Source organism: Desulfovibrio sp. JY (assembly GCA_021730285.1).
Classification (GTDB): Bacteria; Desulfobacterota; Desulfovibrionia; order Desulfovibrionales; family Desulfovibrionaceae; genus Solidesulfovibrio.
On record CP082962.1, the window covers coordinates 3,357,501 to 3,377,063 of the forward strand.

Consider the following 19,563-nt stretch of genomic DNA (forward strand, 5'->3'; position numbering starts at 1 on the left):
CGTAAACCAACTCAGGTGGGCGGGGAGAGTATCCCAAGGCGCTTGAGAGAACTCTGGTTAAGGAACTCGGCAAAATGACCCCGTAACTTCGGGATAAGGGGTGCCCCCTTTGGTGAAGTACTTGCTGCGTAAGCCTGAGGGGGCCGCAGAGAAATGGTGGTGGCGACTGTTTACTAAAAACACAGGTCTGTGCGAAGTCGTAAGACGACGTATACGGACTGACACCTGCCCGGTGCCGGAAGGTTAAGGGGTGGAGTCAGCGCAAGCGAAGCTCTAAACCGAAGCCCCGGTAAACGGCGGCCGTAACTATAACGGTCCTAAGGTAGCGAAATTCCTTGTCGGGTAAGTTCCGACCTGCACGAATGGTGTAACGATCTCCACGCTGTCTCAACCAGAGACTCAGTGAAATTGATGTGGCGGTGAAAATGCCGTCTACCCGCGGAAAGACGGAAAGACCCTGTGCACCTTTACTACAGCTTGACATTGGAGCTTGGGCACTCGTGTGTAGGATAGGTGGGAGGCTGTGAAACCGGCGCGCTAGCGTCGGCGGAGCCAACCTTGAAATACCACCCTCGATTGTCTAAGCTTCTAACCTGATGCCGTTATCCGGCTCGGGGACATTGTCTGGCGGGTAGTTTGACTGGGGCGGTCGCCTCCCAAAAAGTAACGGAGGCATGCAAAGGTTCCCTCAGGCTGATTGGAAACCAGCCGTCGAGTGCAAAGGCATAAGGGAGCTTGACTGTGAGAGAGACATCTCGAGCAGGCACGAAAGTGGGCCTTAGTGATCCGGTGGTCCCGCATGGAAGGGCCATCGCTCAATGGATAAAAGGTACGCCGGGGATAACAGGCTGATCGCATCCAAGAGTTCATATCGACGATGCGGTTTGGCACCTCGATGTCGGCTCATCACATCCTGGGGCTGGAGCAGGTCCCAAGGGTTCGGCTGTTCGCCGATTAAAGTGGTACGCGAGCTGGGTTTAAAACGTCGTGAGACAGTTTGGTCCCTATCTTCCGTGGGCGTTGGAGAATTGAGAGGGTTTGTCCCTAGTACGAGAGGACCGGGATGAACGAACCCCTGGTGTTCCTGTTGTCGTGCCAACGGCATCGCAGGGTAGCCACGTTCGGAAGGGATAACCGCTGAAAGCATCTAAGCGGGAAGCCCGCCTCAAGACGAGTTCTCCCCGAAGGACCCAGGTAGACTACCTGGTTGATAGGCCGGATGTGCAAGTACAGCAATGTGCTCAGCAAACCGGTACTAATAGTCCGTTCGACTTGATTTTTGCCATCCAAACAATCCCATCCCTTATTTTAACTTATATATTTGTCCTGGTGGTCATAGAGGAGGGGGTACACCCGACCCCATTCCGAACTCGGAAGTTAAGCCCTCCTTCGCCGATGATACTGCGTACTCTTGCGTGGGAAAGTAGGTCGCCGCCAGGGCTCTTTTTAAAAGCCCCGAAGTTGCTAAACAACTCCGGGGCTTTTTTTATGCCTAAGGCCTAATCCATATGGGACGGGGTGGCCGGTTTGGCGACGCGGTTCAGCTCGCGTCCGGTTGGTGCTCTTGCCGCCTAAAAGGCCAAGTGGCCGTTTCTCCCTCTGTGGGGGGAATGGGGGGGGGCAAGATGCCGCGCAAGGAGTGGCTCCGATGAGCCCGGCCGTCCGCTGTGCGTGGTCGGAATGGCGTTGCGTGAAGATTGGCGTTGACCCGACTTCCCTGTGAAGCGCGTGGCAGAGACGTTTGACGTGGCCCGCTCGCAGTTGTCCGAACGACTGGCGACCGGCCCAAGGAACCGTCCTTCCCGTTACTCCAAGACCCATGACGAAGTCCTGCTGCCTTTGATCCGGTGAGATCGTCGATGGACGGCTGAGTTACGGCTCCCGGCGGGTGTGTGCCCTCGTCAAGGGGCTGCGAATGCGATCGCACGGGAGTTTCTTCGCGCAATCGATATCGCGGCCTGTCCGGTTTAGCAGGGGCAACTCCAGGTGGAGGCAACTCCAGCGGAGCAGAGAGGCTACGGCGCGACGGCTTTTTCCCGTGATGCGCCAGGCGCGAATACCAGCACCTTTCCCCAAGGGGCCTGGGTGGTCATGACGGTTTTTTCTCCGGAAAGGCAGGCCGCGGCGGCCGGGGATTCCATGATCACAGCCACGTCGAACCGGTCCACCAATCGGCGCAGGGAAGGGCATTGGCACATGTCGTAGCGCTCGCCGTCGACGACGGCCGCTGGCGCATCCTCGCCCATGACCAGCCAGTGTTGCCTGTGCCCGTAAAAAAGGATCGGGTAGACCCAGCTGTCCTTGCCGGCGACGAGCAGTCCCCGGCCGCCGGGATAAAGCCCCCGGGACAGGTAGTCGAGCAGCAGCGGGCCGTGAAAATAGGCGTCGTAAACGCCACGCCGGCCTCCCGGGCGATCGAAGAGCGACGCCTCGAAGGGAGGATCGACTTTCGGCAGATACGCCGCGTCAACGAGTGGTCGGTCCTGGTTGGCCAGTTTCGCCGCGCCAAGGGTGCAAACCGCCAGGACGAGCACAGGGAGCCGGACCCATTTCCGGTCGTGCCACCATCCCCGTGCGGCGGCCAGGGCCGGCGCGCTTGCCGCGAAAAAGAGCGTCAGAAACCGGTTGTTGAAGGAAAACCAGGTGATCGTGGCGCAAAGGGCCAGGAAAAAGGTCCACTGGGCGAGGGCGGCCAGACGGACGAGTGTGTCGCGTCGACGAAAAAGGGCCAACAGGCTGCAGGGAACCACGAGTACGCCCCCAAGTAGGCCAAATGCCGCCGAATCCTCCCGCAGGGCGTTGCCCGGAGCGAAATAGGCGTTATAGGCCATGGTCGCGCCCGGCCCCTTGCCCGGGCCGAAAAGGGCTGCATGGATGTCGCGGCGGGTCGTGAACCACCATTTCCCCGGAATATCGATGCTGTTGAGGACGTATCGGGTCAGGTTGGCCGCCGCGCCCGGCAGTCCGTCGTGATTTTCGTGCAGGGCCACGGCCTGGCGCGGACCGAAGGCATCACCGTAACGGGCTAGGTTGATCCATTGGCTGCCGAGGCACAGCGCCAGGACGGCAAGCATGGCCAGGATGCCAAAGGCCAGACGCAGGGGAGCCCTGCGTGACCACTCTCGCACCATTTTGCTCAGTTCCCGGTCTCGCGCGAGGAAAAGGAGTACGGTGAGCGGAGCGCCGAAAAAGGCGAAATGGGCCTTGGTCGAAAGCCCGTAACAGGCGCAGGTGACGAAAAAGACCAGGATCCCGGGACCGGGACGATCGAGCAGTCGGGCGGCGCCGATCAGGCAGGCCACGGCCATGGCCGCCGCGCCGATGTCGTTCTTGGTGGAGGTGGCTTCCAGGGGCAAGAGCGTCAACGAAGCCACGATAAGCGCCGTACGCAGGGCGAAACGGGCGTCGCCGTATCGTCTGGCCACAGAAAAGCTTCCCGCGATGATGGTCAGGTAGGCGAGAAAGGAAAAAATAGCGATGGCCCGGTCCGTGTGGTAGCGGAGAAAGAACCAGTGCAGCAGGTCGAAGCCCGGGCTGAAGGATACCTGCCGGAAGGTGTTTATGTGTTCCGGAGCCAGGGTGTTTTCCTGCATCATGATGCACACCCGGGCCAGATTGTAGGTCATGGAATCCCAGTTGGCCGGCGGAGCGACCCACACCGTCAGCGCCAGCAGGGCGCAGCCCGCGGCCAGCACCCAGGCACTGGCGGAGGTGGCGGCCACGCGGCAGGCCTCGCGAAGATCCGGGAGAAATCGCCTCTTGCCCCGCCGCCAGGCATAGGCGAAAAAGACGGCTGCGTCCGCATCCAAGAGCCAGGGATACCGGGCCAGACCCAAGGCGAAAAGAAATTGGACGGCCAGGCCCAACCCGGCAAGCGTCAGGGCTAGGGCGCACGCGAGTGCCTCGCCGATGCCGGATGCGGGGTCTTGCAGCCTGTACCAGGCGGCAAGGACGCAACCCAGTTCGGCCAATAAAACAAAGGCGATGCAACTTTCGAGCATGGACCTCCCGCGGGCCCTGCGCCAGAAGGCTCGAACGCGGCCAAGGGATGTTTGTGGAAAGGCTTGATCGAAAAAAAACAGGTACACCCATGCATGGTGGGGCACTGCACGAAACGTTACGGGTCCGGAATCGGGGCAGGCGGTCCTTGCCAAACGCCGACATCGGCATTATCTGACTCCCTCCCGTATTTCAACCCTCGCTGGAAGCGCTTAATATGTCTGAGCGAACACCGCATATATCCCTCCCCCTTGAGCGGCTCGTACCCCGCGTCCTCGACATCTCGCCCAAGGAGATCGAGGCGTGGCCCGAGGACGCCAGGAATCTTGCCGTGGCCGTGGCCGCCGAACTTTTCCTCGTGCGCGCCAATCCCTTCATCAACCCCGACGACGTCAAGGCTTCGGTGGAAAAGCGTCTGGCCGGGGCCAATCCCAAGGCCTGGGGCGATTATCCGCGCCTGATCAAGAAGGCCTACAAGGCCTTTTGGGACGTCTACGAATCGGACAAGCGCTTCCGGGAGAACCTGGTCGAGCGGTTACGCCGTTTCCTGCCGGCCGAGGACGTGGTCACCGCCGCCCACTCCCTGGTGGAGTGCTCCACCGACGCCACGGATTTGCGCATGGAGATGCCCATTTGCATGCTCCTGCCCGAAACCGCCGACCATATCCGTCAGATTCTGCGTCTGGCCTACGAGCTGGAATTCGCCATCATTCCGCGCGGCGGCGGCTCGGGGCTGACCGGCGGGGCCGTACCGGCCCATAGGCGTTCGGTCATTCTCAGCCTGTCAAAATTCAAGAAGATCCTGGCCATCGACGAGGAGGCCCGGACCCTTTGCGCCCAGACCGGCGTCATCACCATGCACGCCATCAAGGCGGCCGCGGCCAAGGGGCTGCTTTTCACCGTGGACCCGGCTTCCAAGGCGGCCTCGTCGCTCGGCGGCAATATCGCCGAGAACGCCGGCGGGCCGTTCGCCTTCGAGTACGGCACCACCCTCGACAACATCATCAGCTATAAGATGGTCGAGGCCACGGGCGAGATTATCGAGGTGCGCCGGGTCAATCACCCGCGCCACAAGATTCGCCCGGAAGAGACGGCCGTTTTCGAGATTCTTGACGGGGAAGGCAGCGTGCGCGATGTGGTGCGCCTGCCCGGCCGGGACATCCGCGCCCCCAACCTCGGCAAGGACGTGTCCAACAAGTTCCTTGGCGGGCTTCCCGGCGTGCAGAAAGAGGGCGTGGACGGCATCATCACCGAGGCCTGTTTCGCCCTGTATCCCGTCCCCAAGTATTCGCGCACGCTGTGCCTGGAATTTTTCGGCCGGTCGATGAATAACGCCATGTGCGTCATCCGCGACGTGGTCGGGCTCAGAAACCGTATCCGCGAGGAAGGCGACGCGGTCAAGATTTCGGCCCTGGAGGAGTTCAACTCCAAGTACGTCAAGGCCATCAATTACGCCAAGAAGTCCTCACAGTACGAGGGCGACCCGATTTCGGTGCTGCTGCTCCAGCTCGACTCCGACAAGGAGGACGCGCTCCTGCGCGCGGCGGCCGACATCGTGGACATTGTCGATCCCTATGACAATGTGGACGTTTTCGAGGCCAAGGACGCCAAGACGGCGGAGCTGTACTGGGAGGACCGGCACAAACTCTCGGCCATTTCCAAGCGCACCTCGGGATTCAAGATCAACGAGGACGTGGTCATTCCGCTGTCCGTCGTGCCGGAGTTCGCCCAGTTCCTGGAAGACCTGAACCTCCACTGCATTGCCCACGCCTACCGAACGGCCCTGCAAAACGCCGGCCGGCTGCCCGGCATCCCGGCCTCGGACGAATTCGTGGCCATGGAGCTGGAATTTTGCGACCGGGTGCTGCGCGGCAAGATCACGGCCCGGGACCTGTCGGATTCGGAAGTGGAGGTGCAGACCCACTACTTCTTCACCGATCTGGCCTCGCGCTATCCCAAGCTCAAGGAGCAGCTCGCCGCCATCCACACCGAGATGACCGCCACCCGCATCGAGGTGGCGAGCCATATGCACGCCGGCGACGGCAACTGCCACGTCAACATCCCGGTCAATTCCAACGATCCGGAGATGATGCGGCAAGCCTTGGAAGCGGCGGAAAAGGTTTTCGAGAAGGTCACCACCCTTGGCGGCGCGGTTTCGGGCGAGCACGGCATCGGCATCACCAAGATCGCCTTTCTGGACGACGCCAAGATCGAGGCGCTTCGCGCCTACAAGAAGCGGGTGGACCCGAAAAACATCATCAACCCGGGCAAGCTGACCACCCGTACGCTTCGGGTCGAGCCCTACACATTCTCGTTTAACAGGCTGATTCGCGACATCAAGAAGACCGCACTGCCGGACAAGGATACGCTGATTTCGATTCTAAGCGGCATTCAGTTCTGCAACCGTTGCGGCAAATGCAAGCAGGTCTGCCCCATGTTCGCCCCGGAACATGGCATGCTCTATCATCCGCGCAACAAGAACATCGCCATCGGGGCGCTGATCGAGGCCATCTACTATTCCCAGATCAGCCACGGCGAGCCCGACCCGGCGCTTTTGGACAAGCTGCGCAAGCTGGTTGATCACTGCACGGCCTGCGGCAAGTGCACGAGCGTGTGCTCGGTGAAAATCGAGTCCGGCAAGGTGGCCCTCGGACTGCGCAATTTCCTCGACCAGCAGGGTTGCGGCGGCCATCCCATCAAGCACAAGATTTTGTCCTACCTTGTCGAGGACGTGGAGAACCGCGCGCCCAAGGCGGCCAAGCTCGCGGCCTATGGCCAGCAATTCCACAACAAGGTCATGCCGCTTTTGCCCCGGTTCTGGCGCAACCGCATCGAGAACCCAGGGCTTCGCGGCCCCAATCCGAATCTTGGCCTGCGCAGCCTGAGCGAACGCCTGGACCTGGACAAGGGCTCCATTTTCATTCCCCAGGAAGGGCGCGAGGCTCCGGAGACCGTGCTCTATTTCCCGGGCTGCGGGGCGTCGCTCTTTTCCAGCGCCATCGGTATGGCCGCCATCCACCTGCTGCTTCGGGCCGAAGTGGCGGTGCTCGTGCCCCATCGGCATCTGTGCTGCGGCTATCCGCTTCTGGCGGCCGGCATGGGCGAGGCGTACCGGCAAAACCGGGAGCACAACCGGGCCGCCCTGGCCGCGCTTTTGGCCGAGGCCGAATCCCTTGGCCTTTTGCCGGCATTTAGCCTCACCAGCTGCGGCACCTGTCGGGAAGCCCTGGAGGAGCACGATCTCGTGGCCCTGCGGCCCGATCTCGTGCACATGGATGTGACCCAGTTCCTGCTTGGCCGGCTGGAGTTCCCGGCGGGCGAGGACAAGACGCCCATCCTCTACCACGCCGCCTGCCACAGCGAATGGGCCGGCGTGGCGAAAAACAAGGCCGCGGGCATGTATATGGACGCGTTGCGCAAGGTCACGGGCCGGCCTGTGGACCTTTCGCCCCACTGCTGCGGCGAATCGGGCATGGGGGCCATGACCACGCCGGCCATCTACAACCGGTTGCGGGAGCGCAAGCGCATCACCCTGGCCGAGAATCTGGCCGAGGCGTCGGAGGCCATGCCCATCCTGGTCGGCTGTCCGTCGTGCAAGATGGGCATCCAGCGTATCCTTTCAGAAATGCACGACAAACATCAGGTCATGCATACGTTGGAGTATCTGGCCGAGGCGCTCGACGGGCCGAAGTGGAAAAAGGTGTTGCGTAAAAACGCCAAGGCCGCCCGCGTTCGGGGTTGACCACGGCCGCATGCCGCCACTGCTCGCCATCGATTACGGCCAGGCCCGGGTGGGACTGGCCATAACCGACCCCGAGGCCCGGGTCGTCTTCCCCCTGCGCACCCTGGCCTGGGAGACCCGCGACGCCTTGTTTCACGAACTGCTTGCGGTTATAAGCGACCAGGCCGTCACACGCATCGTGGTCGGCTACCCCGTGCGGGCCGGCGGCGACGAGGGCCTTACCGGACGGCAGGTGCGCAATTTCGTGGCCCGCCTTACCCGGCGCACCAACGTGCCCGTGGAACTCGTCGACGAAGCCCTTTCCACCGAAGAAGCCGCCGAACGGCTGCGGGAAGCCGGATACGCCGGCAAGGAACTCCTCGCCCGCGTCGACGCCCAGGCGGCGGCCGTCATCCTCGAGCGCTATCTGCGCGGCGGAGCATTATGCTGCGAACCATCCTCCTCGGAATCCTGATCTGTGCCCTGGTCGTGGGAGGCCTCGTCGGCTACCACGCCTACACCTTCCTGACCATCCCGCCCCAATCGCCGGGCGAAACGAAAACCGTCACCATCGAGCCGGGCCAGTCCTTCGACGCCACAGCCAAGATGCTCGTGGCCGAAGGGGTGCTGCGCGACGCCGACGGTTTCAAACTCCTGGCCAAAGTCACGGAAATGGGCGGCAAGATCAAAGCCGGTGAATTCGAAGTCAGCACCGGCTGGACCCCCTACAAGCTGCTCAACTACCTGACCACCGCCAAAAGCATCCAGCACAAGCTCGCCGCGCCGGAAGGCCTGACCATGCGCCAGATCGCCAAACTGGCCGATCAGGCCGGTCTGTGCTCGGAGCAGGCCTTCCTCAAGGCCGCCCGCGACCCGCAACTCCTGGCGAAATACCATATCCCGGCCAAGACCGCCGAAGGGTTCCTGTTCCCCAACACCTACCTCTTCACCCGCAGACACGACGACGACGGCACCTACGTCGTCGAAGCCATGCTCAAGGAATTCTGGCGACAAGCCAATTTCGTCTGGCCCACCGCCAAACCCGAAGGCAAGAATCTTCTCGACGCCGTGACCCTGGCTTCCATCGTGGAAAAGGAAACCGGCGTCGACGCCGAACGCCCCCGCGTGGCCGGCGTCTTCCTCAACCGCATGGCCAAAGGCATGCTGCTCCAAACCGATCCCACCATCATCTACGGCCTCGGCGATAAATTTACCGGCAACCTTACCCGCGCCCACCTCGAAGACCCCACCAACCTCTACAATACCTACGTCCACCCCGGACTCCCCCCAGGTCCCATCTGCTCCCCCGGCCTCAAATCCCTCCAGGCCGTCGCCGCGCCCGAAATCCACGACTACTATTACTTCGTCGCCAACGGCCAAGGCGAACACAAATTCAGCAAGACCCTCGAAGAACACATCAACGCCGTCAATAAATACCAGCGCCACGGCCGGAAGTAGAATGTGGTGATGCCTCCGGCGGCCAGCCAGGGGCTCTGCCCCTGGACCCCGCCGGGGGACTTGATGTCCCCCGGACCCCCTTTTACCGGGTTGGGTTGGTGAAGTGGGAGTGGGGTGGGGGGATGTATTGGTTGGTGTTGTTGGGCGGCGGGACGCCGTATGTTTGTTGCCGCAATCGGCCCGGCGACACGAGGCGCTTACGCGCCTCGACGCCGGACACGATTGCGGCAACAACCGCGCCAGCGGCGAAGCGCCGCATTTTAAGAAGAGAATAGTTTTCTGAATGTCGCCCCCTTGGGGCGACCGGCGTGGTGGAGGCGGAATTTGCTCGGGACGAGCTTGTCGCGAAGCGACATGCACCGTCCCGACAAATTCCGCCTCCATCTTCTCCACACTCCGCGCTCCCGCCAGTCAAGCCATCCCCCGCCCGGCCAAAGCACACCGGAAGGGGGGACCGGGGGGCCCGTGGCCTCCCGGCGGGTCCAGGGCAGCGCCCTGGCGGGGTCTGGGGCGGAGCCCCAGCCAGCAAGCCAGCTTGTCAGCCTAAAAGTTGAAGTTCAGCTTTTTCTTGAGGGCGTCGAGGTTGCGGCTGGCGCAGGCGCGGGCTTTGGCGTTGCCTTGTTCGAGCAGATCCCAGACGAGGTTGGGGTCTGTGTCGAAGGCTTTTCGCCGGTCGCGGATCGGTTCGAGGAAGGCGGTCATGGATTCGACGAGCAGTTTCTTGCAGTCGCCGCAGCCCCAGGTGGCGTGGGTGCAGCCTTCGACGATTTCGGGCAACCGCTCGGGGGCTGTGAGCAGTTCGTGGTAGGGGTAGAGGTTGCATTCCTTGGGATCGCCGGGGTCGGTCAGGCGGGCGCGTTTTTCGCAGGTGAGCATGCTCATGACTTTTTTCTTCATGGTGCCCGGGTCTTCGGACAGGCCGATGGAGTTGCCGTAGCTTTTGCTCATCTTGCGGCCGTCGAGGCCGGCCAGTTTGGCGTCCGGGGTGAGCAGGGCCTGGGGCTCGGGGAAGAAGTTCCCGTAGAGGTGGTTGGCCCGGCGGGCGATTTCCCGGGTGAGTTCCATATGGGGCAGCTGATCCTGGCCCACGGGCACGAATCCGGGCCGGTAGATCAGGATATCCGAGGCCATGAGCACGGGGTAGCCGAGGAAGCCGTAGGTGGCGAGGTCCTTGGCGGCCAGTTCGGTGAGCTGGTCCTTGTAGGTGGGGTTGCGTTCCAGCCAGGACACGGGGGTGACCATGGAAAGGAGCAGGTGCAGTTCGACGTGCTCCTTGATCTGGGACTGTTGGAACAGCACGCATTTTTCCGGATCAAGCCCGGCGGCGACCCAGTCCTTGACCAGTTCCGGCACGAACCCCTTGATGCGCTTGGGGGTGGCGTATTCGGTGGTCAGGGCGTGCCAGTCGGCCACGAAGAAGAAGCATTCGTGGGTGTCCTGGAGGGCGACCCAGTTTTTGAGCACGCCGAAGTAGTGGCCCAGGTGCAGGGGGCCGGTGGGGCGCATGCCGGAAACGATCCGTTTGTTTTCCTTGGGGGTGTTTTCGCTCATGGGAAGTGATCCGTTCGCCGTGAAAGGGATGGGGAAGGGACCGGTCGGACCGGTCTAGACCAGTAGTTGATAGAGAAAGGAGACCGGGGGGAGGATGATCTTGCCGAGCACCCCGACCACGGCGAGCAGGATGAGCAGCAAAAATCCCCAGCGGCCGAACTCCTGGTAACGAAGCGCCATGCGTGGCGGCAGGAAGCCGGCCAGGATGTTGCTGCCATCGAGCGGCGGCACGGGGAGCAGGTTGAAGATGCCGAGGGCCAGGTTGACCGTGACGCCGGCCGCGCACATGTAGAGCAGCGGCTCCAGGATGCGGAAGGCCACAGTGCCCTGGACCACGCCGACGCCGAGGTATTCGATGCCATGCACGGACAGGGCGAAGAGTACGGCCAAAAGGAAGTTCATGGCCGGCCCGGCCAGGGCCACGAGCATCATGCCGCGCGCCGGGTTGCGGAAATAGCGCGGGTTCACGGGCACGGGCTTGGCCCAGCCGATCATGCGCGTGATCAGGAAGGCCAGGGTGCCGAGCACGTCGAGATGGCGGATGGGGTTTAAGGTGAGCCGCCCGGCGAGTCGGGCCGTGGGATCACCCAGCCAGTTGGCGACAAAGCCGTGGGCCGCCTCGTGGAAGGTCACGGCCATGAGCACCGGGACGACCAGCAGGGCGATTTCCTGGATTGTTTGGGAAATATCCGGAGACATGGAGATGGCGGCTAGCACGAACGGCTGGCCGGGGCAAGGGGCGCATCCGCAAGGACCGTGGTCCGCCCCGGATATGTTGCCTGCGCTCCGGGGCGGGGACGGTGCATGTGACGGATTACCCGGCTTTTTCCATGGCCAGGGCCACCTTGTTTTTCAGTTCGCCGAGGTCCACGGATTTGACCACGTAATAGTCGGCCGCGATGGACTTCAGGTCGTGCTGAAAGCTGTCGTAGGCCGTGCTCAGGATAACGGGCACGCTCTGGTCCTTGCCGCGGATCTCCTGGAGCAGGTCCAATCCCGAGCGGTTGCCGCCGAGCTTGATGTCGAGCACCACCACGTCCGGCGAGACCTTGGCCATCAGCGGCAAGATGTCTTCCTCGCCGTCGGAGGTCACCACCTCGTAGCCTTCGCCCTCGAGTTCTTCCTGATAGAGCATCCGAATGTGCTTCTCGTCGTCGACGACCAATATCTTCCCGCTCATAGGTACAACTCCTTACAGCACGACACGTTGTCGTCATTTCCTGCGTTTCTCGACTCGATCTTATGCGGAAAAGCTCGGCCCCGGTCAACCGTTTTCCCGGACCGCTGCCTTGATTCCCAAGCCCCGCCGCGCTACACGGCCAGACCATGATCACCGTTACACTTGGTTCGGACAAACAACCAGTCACTTATCCTAAAATCAAGACCGTCTTGCAATTGCTCCAGAAACTCAACCTCCGCGTCAATGATGCCCTGATTATCCGCGACGGCGAGCTGCTCACCCCGGACAGGCATCTGCACGACGGCGACCATGTCACCGTGCGCCCCGTGACCTCGCGCGGCTAGGCCGGGGGGAAGAGGCTGGGGCTCCGCCCCAGACCCCGCCAGGGCGCTGCCCTGGACCCGCCGGGAGGCCACGGGCCCCCCGGCCCCCCCTTCCCGGCTCTGACGGAGCGGGACTCTGGCGGGGGGGCGGTCAGGTGGATGTCTGGAAGATGGAGGCGGAATTTGCCGGGACGGTGCATGTCGCTTCGCGACAAGCTCGTCCCAAACAAATTCCGCCTCCACCACGCCGTCGCCCCTCCGGGGCGAAGGGGATCGGTAAAGCGTACCTGATTTTCGCTACAACCCTTTAAGAGTTTTTGGGGAGGGTGGGGGGGGGCGGGGGGAGGGGACCCCTTTTTGCAAAAAGGGGTCCCCTCCCCCCGCATCTCGCTCCTCCTCTCCCGGAAATATCCATGAAGTGCAAACGATGCGGCGAGACGGCGGCGGTGAAGCTGCCGAGTCATCATGCGGGCTTTTGTCCGGAGTGTTTCGAGCGGTTTTTCAGGAAGCAGGTGGAGACGGCCATACGGCGTCACGGGATGATACTCCCGGGCGAGAAGGTGCTGGTGGCTGTTTCGGGCGGCAAGGATTCGTTGGCGCTCCTGCGGGTGTTGTCCGATCTGGGCCATGACGTGACCGGGCTGCATGTGCATTTGGGGATTCCGGACAGTTCGGACCCGGTGTGCGAGCGCACCGAGGCGTATTGCCGGGAAAATGGCTTTGCGCTGCATGTGTTGCGCTTGGCGGAGGTCGGGTTGGCCATTCCGGAGGTGAAGGATGCGGTACGCCGGCCGATCTGCTCCGTGTGCGGCAAGATCAAGCGCCATTATTTCAACCGGTTCGCCTACGAAAATGGGTATGCCGCCCTGGCCACGGGGCACAATTTGGACGACGAGGTGGCGCGGCTTTTCGCCAACGTACTGCGCTGGGATGCGGCCTATCTGGGCGGGCAAGGGCCGATGTTGCCGGCCGAGGGGCGTTTTGTGCGCAAGATCAAGCCGCTTTATCGCCTCACGGAGTTCGAGACGGCGGCGTACTGTTTTTTCAAGGGCATCGACCACTGGAAGGCGGCCTGCCCGTACAGCGGCGGGGCGAGCTTTACCGGGCACAAGCGGCTTTTTGCCGACCTGGAGGACAGGAGCCCTGGCCAGAAAACGGCCTTTTACGAGGCGTTTCTGGCCAAGGGCAAATCGCATTTCGCCGGTGTGGGCGAGGAGAACGGGCCGGTGCTTCAGCCCTGCGAGCGCTGCGGTTATCCGTCCTCGAGCGAGGTCTGCGGCGTGTGCCGCATCCGGGCTCTGGTGGAGAAGGCGGGGGAATAGCGCGCCTTAGCGCGCGGCCAGCACCGCGCCGAGGGTGTCCAGGAATCCCCGCAGCATGTCCGGGCTGATGTCGCCCATGTGTCCGATGCGGAAGATGGGGCGTTTGCCGGCCGCTTCCAGGTCCTCGTTGAGCTTGGCGTAGCCGGGGTCGAACAGGTAGCCCTTGGCCCGCATGGCTTCCTTGACGTCCCTCAGCCCGGCGAAGGTCATGCCTTCGGGCGCGGCGGCCGTGGTCACGGTCGGGGAGCGGTAGCCCTCCTGGGCGAACGCGGTCAGGCCGGGCTGGGCGGCGACGAAGGCCTGGGCCATGTCCCGCATGGCCTCGTGGCGGGTGAAGCGGGCGGCGATGCCTTCTTCCTTCACGATATATTCGAGCTGGACGAACATCTGGTTGCCGAGCGCGCCGTTGGGCGTGGACTGGGTCTGGTATTTCGCGGCCCGGCCGAGGTGGGAGAGGATGTCCGAGGCGTGTCCCCGGGCCGTGACGTGCCTGGCCTTGTCCACGGCTTCGGGGCTCACGAAGCCGATGCCGAAGCCGGCATGCAGCCCGAGCGACTTCTGGGTGGCGGTGCAGTACATGGCGCAGCCGGATTCCCGGATGCCGGTAGGCGCGCCGCCGAAGATGCTCACGCCATCGACAAGGGCCAGCGCGCCGCGGGCCTTGATTGCCCGGCAAAGGGGCACCACGTCGTTGCACACGCCGGTGGAGGTCTCGTTGTGGGTGATGGCCACCACGGCCGGCTTATGCTGGTCCATGGCCGCCTCAAGGGTGGCGACGTCGGCGGCGCGTCCGGGCTCGAAGGCGAGCAGGGCGGCTTTCTTGCCGTTTTCCAACGAAATCTTGTGCCACATGTCGCCGAAGGCGCCGACCGACACGTGGAGCACGGTCTCGTCCGTGGCGACAAGGGAGCGGATGGCCGCTTCCATGGCCGTGGAGCCGGAGCCGAGGAAGAGGATGGTCTTGTAGTCTTGCGGCAGGTCGGCGATGGCCGCGAGGTCCTCGAAAATGGGGCGGAAGCGTTTGGCGTTTTCCGCATCGCGATGGCCGAATTCCGGCCAGGCGGCGGCCGCACGCACCTCGGGCCGGATATAGGTCGGACCGGTGATGAAAAGCTTGAGTCCCGGAAAAGGCGCGTCTGGCATGGTCATACTCCCTGGTTGCTGTGGGCGCGCACGATACGGCAAAAGCCCGGCCCGGGCAATCGGGCCGCTTTGAGGGCGCTTACGGGCATGCAACATGCATAAACGGAATGGCGGCCGGAAAAATCGGCCGTTCAAGGAGCCCCGCCATGCTGCGCTACCTCGTGCCGCTTCTGGCCTTTGTGGCCGCCGCCTGTGCCCCCATCGCCAACGGCGAGCTGGAGCGGAAACTGGACTTCGAGACCAACAACTGTCTGACCCAGGTACAGGGGCGGCAGGATTTTCGGACGTTCCGGCAGAAAACGCCGTCGTTTCTCCTGCCCTGAGCCCCGCCCGCTTGTCGGGTCACGATTTTAAAAGAAACTGTGTTTGTCATTGACCCCCTGCCGCGTCCCCTTTAGGGGAGAAATAGGAAATACCTGTTAGCGGAGGGCGTCATGATCAGACTTAGCGTCAATGGCCAGCCGCATGAGCTGGACGTTCCGGACGACATGCCCCTTTTGTGGGTGTTGCGCGACGTTTTGGACATCACGGGGCCGAAGTTCGGCTGCGGCGCCGGGCACTGCTGGGGCTGCACCGTGCTCGTCGACGGCAAGGCCCGCCCGTCCTGCGGCATAAAGGCCAAGGCCGCATCCGGCACAACCGTCATCACCATCGAAGGCATCGCCGACGACCATCCGGTCAAAGCGGCCTGGCGGGCCGAGCAGGTGCCCCAGTGCGGTTATTGCCAGCCGGGCCAGATCCTGCGGGCCGTGGCCCTGCTTGAGGAAAATCCCGATCCCTCCGATGCGGACATCGCCAAGGCCATGCGGCGGCATCTGTGCCGTTGCGGCACCTACCAGCGCATTCATGCGGCGATCCGCCGCGCCGCCGCCATGCGACAAGGGCAGGCCGCGCAGCGTCCCGCCGCCTCCCGCCGTCCGGCCGATGCCGACGGCCCGGGAACGTATGTCCTCAATCCCTTTGTCAGCCTCGATGCCGACGGCACGGTCACGGTCCAGGCCAAACACCTGGAGATGGGCCAGGGGACGCATACCGGGCTGGCCACGTTGGTGGCGGAGGAAATGGGCGCGCGGTGGGACGCCGTGCGCTGCGTGGGCGCACCGGCCGACGAGCGGGTCTTCAACAATCTGCTTTTCGGCCCCATGCAGGGAACGGGCGGCAGCACGGCCATGGCCAATGCCTTTATGCAATATCGGCGGGCCGGGGCCGAGGCCCGTGAGATGCTGCGACAGGCCGCCGCGCAACTGTGGGACACGGATGCCGGGGCGTTGCGCCTTGCAAACGGCGAGGTCGTCGACACGGCCTCCGGGCGTCGGGCCGGGTTCGGGGAACTGGCCGCGCGCGCCGCGACAATCGCCCCTCCTGACGACCCGTCCCTGACCGCTCCGGAAGCTTTCCGCTATATCGGCGCAAGCGAGCCCCTGGAACGGCTGGATGTGGCGGACAAGGTGTCCGGCATGGCCCGTTTCGCCCTGGACGTGCGCCTGCCCGGCATGCGTCGGGCCGTGGTGGCCCGTCCGCCGCGCTTCGGGGGCAAGGTCGCCTCGTTCGATCCCGGACCGGCCCTGGCTGTTGCCGGCGTGACCGACGTGGTGGAGATTCCCTCGGGCGTGGCCGTGGTGGCCGAGAACACCTGGGCGGCGCTTCGCGGCCGGGACGCCTTGCGGGTCGCCTGGGACGACGCCGGGGCGGAAACGCGCGGCACGGAGCAGTTGCGCCAGAAGTATGGCGAGCTTCTGGAAACGCCCGGCGTCGTGGTGCGTGACGACGGCGACGCGGCGGCGGCGCTTGCTGAGGCGACGCAACGGCTTTCGGCGGTCTACGAAGCGCCTTACCTTGCCCATGCGCCCCTTGAGCCGCTCAACTGCGTGGTGCGGCTGACCGACGGCGCCTGCGAGATCTTCGCCGGCGACCAGTTCCAGACCGTGGACCAGGAAAACGCCGCTGCCGCGGCCGGGCTTGCGGACAAGCGGGCCGTGACCATCCACACCCTGTACGCGGGAGGCAGCTTTGGCCGCCGGGCCAACCCGGGGTCGGATTACATTGTCGAAGCGGTCGCCGTGGCCAGGGCCATTGGCGGCGAAAGACCCGTCCAGTTGTTGTGGGATCGCGGCGACGACCTGCGCGGCGGGCGCTACCGCCCGATGATGCTGCACCGCGTCGAGGCGGGCCTGGACGGGCAGGGGAATCTTCGCGCCTGGAAGCACCGTATCGTCGGGCAGTCGATCAATACGAACACGCCCTTCGAGGGGGCGCTGATCAAGGACGGCGTGGACATCACCTCGGTGGAGGGCGTTTCGGACATGGCCTACGCCATCCCGAATCTGGCCGTGGAGCTGCATACGACCACGGTCGGCGTGCCGGTCCTGTGGTGGCGCTCGGTGGGGCATTCCCATACCGCCTTTGCCGTGGAATCCTTTCTCGACGAGGTCGCCCAGGCAGCCGGGCGCGACCCGGTGGCCTTTCGCCGGGAGCTTCTGGCCGGGGATGCGCGCCGGCTGGCGGTGCTGGACGCGGCCGTGGCGGCCGCCGGCTGGGAAGCGCCGCTGGAAGCGGGACATGGACGCGGCGTTGCCGTGCACAGGTCCTTCGAGACGTACGTGGCCCATGTGGCCGAGGTGGCGGCCGAGGCGGACGGCGGATTTGCCGTGACGCGGGTGACCTGCGCCGTGGACTGCGGCCTGGTGATCAATCCGGACGTGGTGCGGGCCCAGATGGAGGGCGGCGTGGCCTTCGGGCTTTCGGCGGCTCTGGGCGAAGCGGTGCCGCTTGAAAACGGGGGCGTGCCTCTCGGCAATTTCGACCGCTATCCCGTGCTGCGGTTTGACCGCATGCCCCGGGTGGATGTGGTCATCGTCAATTCCGGAGCCGAACCGACCGGGGTCGGCGAGCCGGGCGTCGCGCCCCTGGCCGCTGCCGTGGCCAACGCCGTGTTCGCGGCCACGGGGCGGCGTCTGCGCCGGCTGCCGTTTACGGGCCAACAGCCGTAAGACCCAATGCCGTGTGGTCCCGCGAAGGTGTCGACCGCGAAACAAACGGACGGCGTCCTTCCGGGGCCACGGAAGCGGCACGGGGCCGGGCGTTTTACGAAACGAACGCCAAACGGCCGCGGCAGACGGTTATGAAGCGGGTTTGTCCGGCTCGGAGGCCGGCGTCGTGTCGGAAGCGGGGTCGGTTGCTGGTTCGGGCTCGGGATAGATGATTTCTCCCGTCGCCTCGTCGAAGTAGGGGCCGTCCTCGACCGAGGGGCGCTCGGTTTTGCGCTGGAGTTTTTCTTCCTTTTTTTTCTTCTTGGCCAGTTCCTTGGCGCGCTTGGCGAAGGTATAGGCGTTTTTTGCCACTTGTCCTCCTGTGTCAGGGTGTTCGCTATTTGGAGGCGGGACGTGGAAGCCTGTCCCGGCGCTACGGAAAGGAAGACGGGACGATACCGTCTCTTGCCTAGGATAGCCGAAAGCGGCGCAGGGGAAAAGAGGAAATCCCGGGGTGAAATCGTGCCCATTCTCCATCTTGCCCGTCGGCCCGGCTGACGCTATAGCCTCCCGATGCACGAGCCCGAAATCATCCTCATCCGCGTTTCCGGCGAGGACAAGCCCGGCCTGACCGCCGCCGTCGCCGCCGAACTGGCCCGGCACGGGGCGGACGTCCTCGATATCGGCCAGTCCGTCATCCACGATACCCTGTCGCTTGGCATCCTGGTCAAGTCGCCGTCCGGGGGGGAATCCACGCCGTTTCTCAAGGACCTGCTTTTTTGCGGCCACAAGCTCGGCGTCAACCTCACCTTCACCCCGGTCGACGCCGACAGCTACGAGTCCTGGGTCGACGCCCAGGGCAAGGACCGGCGCATCGTGACCTTGTTGTCCCGGCATCTGACCGCCGCCCACATTGCCGCCGTCACCGGCGTCATCGCCGAAAACGGGCTCAATATCGACGTGATCACGCGCCTTTCCGGCCGGGCCTCTCTCGACTCGGCTCATTGCCCGCGTACGGCCTGCGTGGAATTCTCCGTGCGCGGCACTCCGGCCGACCTGACGGCGCTCAAAAGCGAATTTCTCAGTATATCCGCTGAAATGGGCGTGGATATCGCCATCCAGGAAGACAATGCCTTCCGCCGCAACCGCCGACTTGTGGCCTTCGACATGGACTCGACGCTCATTGCCGCCGAGGTCATCGACGAATTGGCCAAGGCGGCCGGTGTGGGCGAGAAGGTCGCCGCCATTACCGAATCGGCCATGCGCGGCGAGATCGACTTCAAGGAGAGCCTGCGCCGCCGGCTGCGGTTGCTCAAGGGACTTTCGGCCGACACCCTGGAAACCGTGGCCAACCGCATTCCGCTCAACGACGGCGCCCAGCGACTCATCGCCAACCTCAAGCGGTTCGGCTACAAGATCGCGATTATTTCCGGCGGATTCACCTATTTCGGACAGCGTCTCCAGGAGAAGCTCGGCATCGACTACGTGTTCGCCAACGAGCTGGAGATCACGGACGGGGTGCTTACCGGCGAGGTGGTGGGCGACATCGTGGACGCGGCCAAAAAGGCCGATGTGCTGCGCATGATCGCCGAGCGCGAGGGCCTTTCCCTGCAACAGGTCATTGCCGTGGGCGACGGGGCCAACGATCTGCCCATGCTGGGCATTGCCGGGCTCGGCATCGCCTACCATGCCAAGCCGGTGGTGAAAAAAGGCGCCGGGCAGGCCATTTCCACCTTGGGCCTGGACAGCATCTTGTATCTGGTCGGCGTTCGCGACCGCGACACGTTATCGTAACATATTATTCCAAAAAAGTTTTCTCCTCCCAACGGGTTGACGGCTTTTTGTCAAATTGTCACAATTCGAACATGAAGGCGTCACCGCGAACGGTTCGTGACAA

At 63.7% G+C, this 19,563-nt stretch carries 14 protein-coding genes and 2 rRNA genes (1 of these 16 cut by a window edge); 10 read left to right on the forward strand and 6 right to left on the reverse strand.

Annotated elements, in window-relative coordinates; translation table 11 throughout:
* Positions 1–1,280, forward strand: a 23S ribosomal RNA gene (locus K9F62_14945); it begins 1,644 nt to the left of the window's first position.
* A 45-nt stretch (positions 1,281–1,325) separates the two neighbouring features.
* Positions 1,326–1,440: ribosomal RNA gene (rrf, locus tag K9F62_14950) — 5S ribosomal RNA — on the forward strand.
* Between the two features lie 575 nt (positions 1,441–2,015).
* Here the strand turns inward: rrf and K9F62_14955 are convergent.
* The gene (locus tag K9F62_14955; protein UJX40001.1) at positions 2,016–4,001 is read right to left on the reverse strand and encodes a glycosyltransferase family 39 protein; all 1,986 of its coding nucleotides are present in this window, start codon (positions 3,999–4,001) and stop codon (positions 2,016–2,018) included.
* A gap of 215 nt (positions 4,002–4,216) precedes the next feature.
* On the opposite strand from K9F62_14955, the gene K9F62_14960 reads away from it, so the two are divergent.
* From K9F62_14960 to mltG, 3 genes are read left to right on the forward strand one after another with little or no spacing between them, the layout of a single operon-like run.
* The gene (locus K9F62_14960; GenBank protein ID UJX40002.1) at positions 4,217–7,741 is read left to right on the forward strand and encodes an FAD-binding oxidoreductase; all 3,525 of its coding nucleotides are present in this window, start codon (positions 4,217–4,219) and stop codon (positions 7,739–7,741) included.
* A gap of 10 nt (positions 7,742–7,751) precedes the next feature.
* Positions 7,752–8,195: a Holliday junction resolvase RuvX gene (gene ruvX, locus K9F62_14965; GenBank protein UJX40003.1), complete on the forward strand. Its 444-nt coding sequence runs from the start codon at positions 7,752–7,754 to the stop codon at positions 8,193–8,195.
* Entirely contained in the window at positions 8,165–9,178 is a 1,014-nt protein-coding gene (mltG, locus tag K9F62_14970) for an endolytic transglycosylase MltG (protein ID UJX40004.1), read from the forward strand. The genes ruvX and mltG overlap by 31 nt, the downstream gene beginning before the upstream one ends.
* Before the next feature lie 543 nt (positions 9,179–9,721).
* Here mltG and trpS read toward each other — a convergent pair.
* The 3 genes from trpS to K9F62_14985 form a co-directional block, all read right to left on the reverse strand.
* Positions 9,722–10,729 (reverse strand): tryptophan--tRNA ligase, encoded by a 1,008-nt coding sequence (gene trpS / locus K9F62_14975; GenBank protein ID UJX40005.1) that lies wholly within the window; start codon positions 10,727–10,729, stop codon positions 9,722–9,724.
* A gap of 54 nt (positions 10,730–10,783) precedes the next feature.
* A complete protein-coding gene (locus K9F62_14980; protein ID UJX43215.1) occupies positions 10,784–11,428 on the reverse strand; it encodes a site-2 protease family protein in 645 nt (214 codons plus the stop codon).
* Between the two features lie 115 nt (positions 11,429–11,543).
* Positions 11,544–11,909: a response regulator gene (locus K9F62_14985; protein ID UJX40006.1), complete on the reverse strand. Its 366-nt coding sequence runs from the start codon at positions 11,907–11,909 to the stop codon at positions 11,544–11,546.
* Between the two features lie 146 nt (positions 11,910–12,055).
* On the opposite strand from K9F62_14985, the gene K9F62_14990 reads away from it, so the two are divergent.
* The gene (locus tag K9F62_14990; GenBank protein ID UJX40007.1) at positions 12,056–12,253 is read left to right on the forward strand and encodes a hypothetical protein; all 198 of its coding nucleotides are present in this window, start codon (positions 12,056–12,058) and stop codon (positions 12,251–12,253) included.
* Positions 12,254–12,645: 392 nt separating this feature from the next.
* On the forward strand, positions 12,646–13,554 hold the full coding sequence (locus tag K9F62_14995) for an adenine nucleotide alpha hydrolase family protein (GenBank protein UJX40008.1): 909 nt from the start codon (positions 12,646–12,648) through the stop codon (positions 13,552–13,554).
* A gap of 6 nt (positions 13,555–13,560) precedes the next feature.
* On the opposite strand, the gene K9F62_15000 is transcribed toward K9F62_14995, so the two are convergent.
* On the reverse strand, positions 13,561–14,697 hold the full coding sequence (locus K9F62_15000) for an aminotransferase class V-fold PLP-dependent enzyme (protein UJX40009.1): 1,137 nt from the start codon (positions 14,695–14,697) through the stop codon (positions 13,561–13,563).
* 146 nt (positions 14,698–14,843) lie between these two features.
* On the opposite strand from K9F62_15000, the gene K9F62_15005 reads away from it, so the two are divergent.
* Positions 14,844–15,020 (forward strand): hypothetical protein, encoded by a 177-nt coding sequence (locus K9F62_15005; GenBank protein UJX40010.1) that lies wholly within the window; start codon positions 14,844–14,846, stop codon positions 15,018–15,020.
* A gap of 111 nt (positions 15,021–15,131) precedes the next feature.
* Positions 15,132–17,687, forward strand: a complete 2,556-nt coding sequence (locus tag K9F62_15010) for a molybdopterin-dependent oxidoreductase (GenBank protein ID UJX40011.1) — start codon at positions 15,132–15,134, stop codon at positions 17,685–17,687.
* 129 nt (positions 17,688–17,816) lie between these two features.
* Here the strand turns inward: K9F62_15010 and K9F62_15015 are convergent, their stop codons facing one another.
* Complete coding sequence (locus tag K9F62_15015; protein UJX40012.1) at positions 17,817–18,038, reverse strand: hypothetical protein; 222 nt, start codon at positions 18,036–18,038, stop codon at positions 17,817–17,819.
* A gap of 201 nt (positions 18,039–18,239) precedes the next feature.
* Between K9F62_15015 and serB the strand changes: the two genes are divergently transcribed.
* Positions 18,240–19,460, forward strand: coding sequence for a phosphoserine phosphatase SerB (serB, locus tag K9F62_15020; GenBank protein UJX40013.1), 1,221 nt, complete (start codon positions 18,240–18,242; stop codon positions 19,458–19,460).
* Positions 19,461–19,563 lie beyond the last annotated feature (103 nt).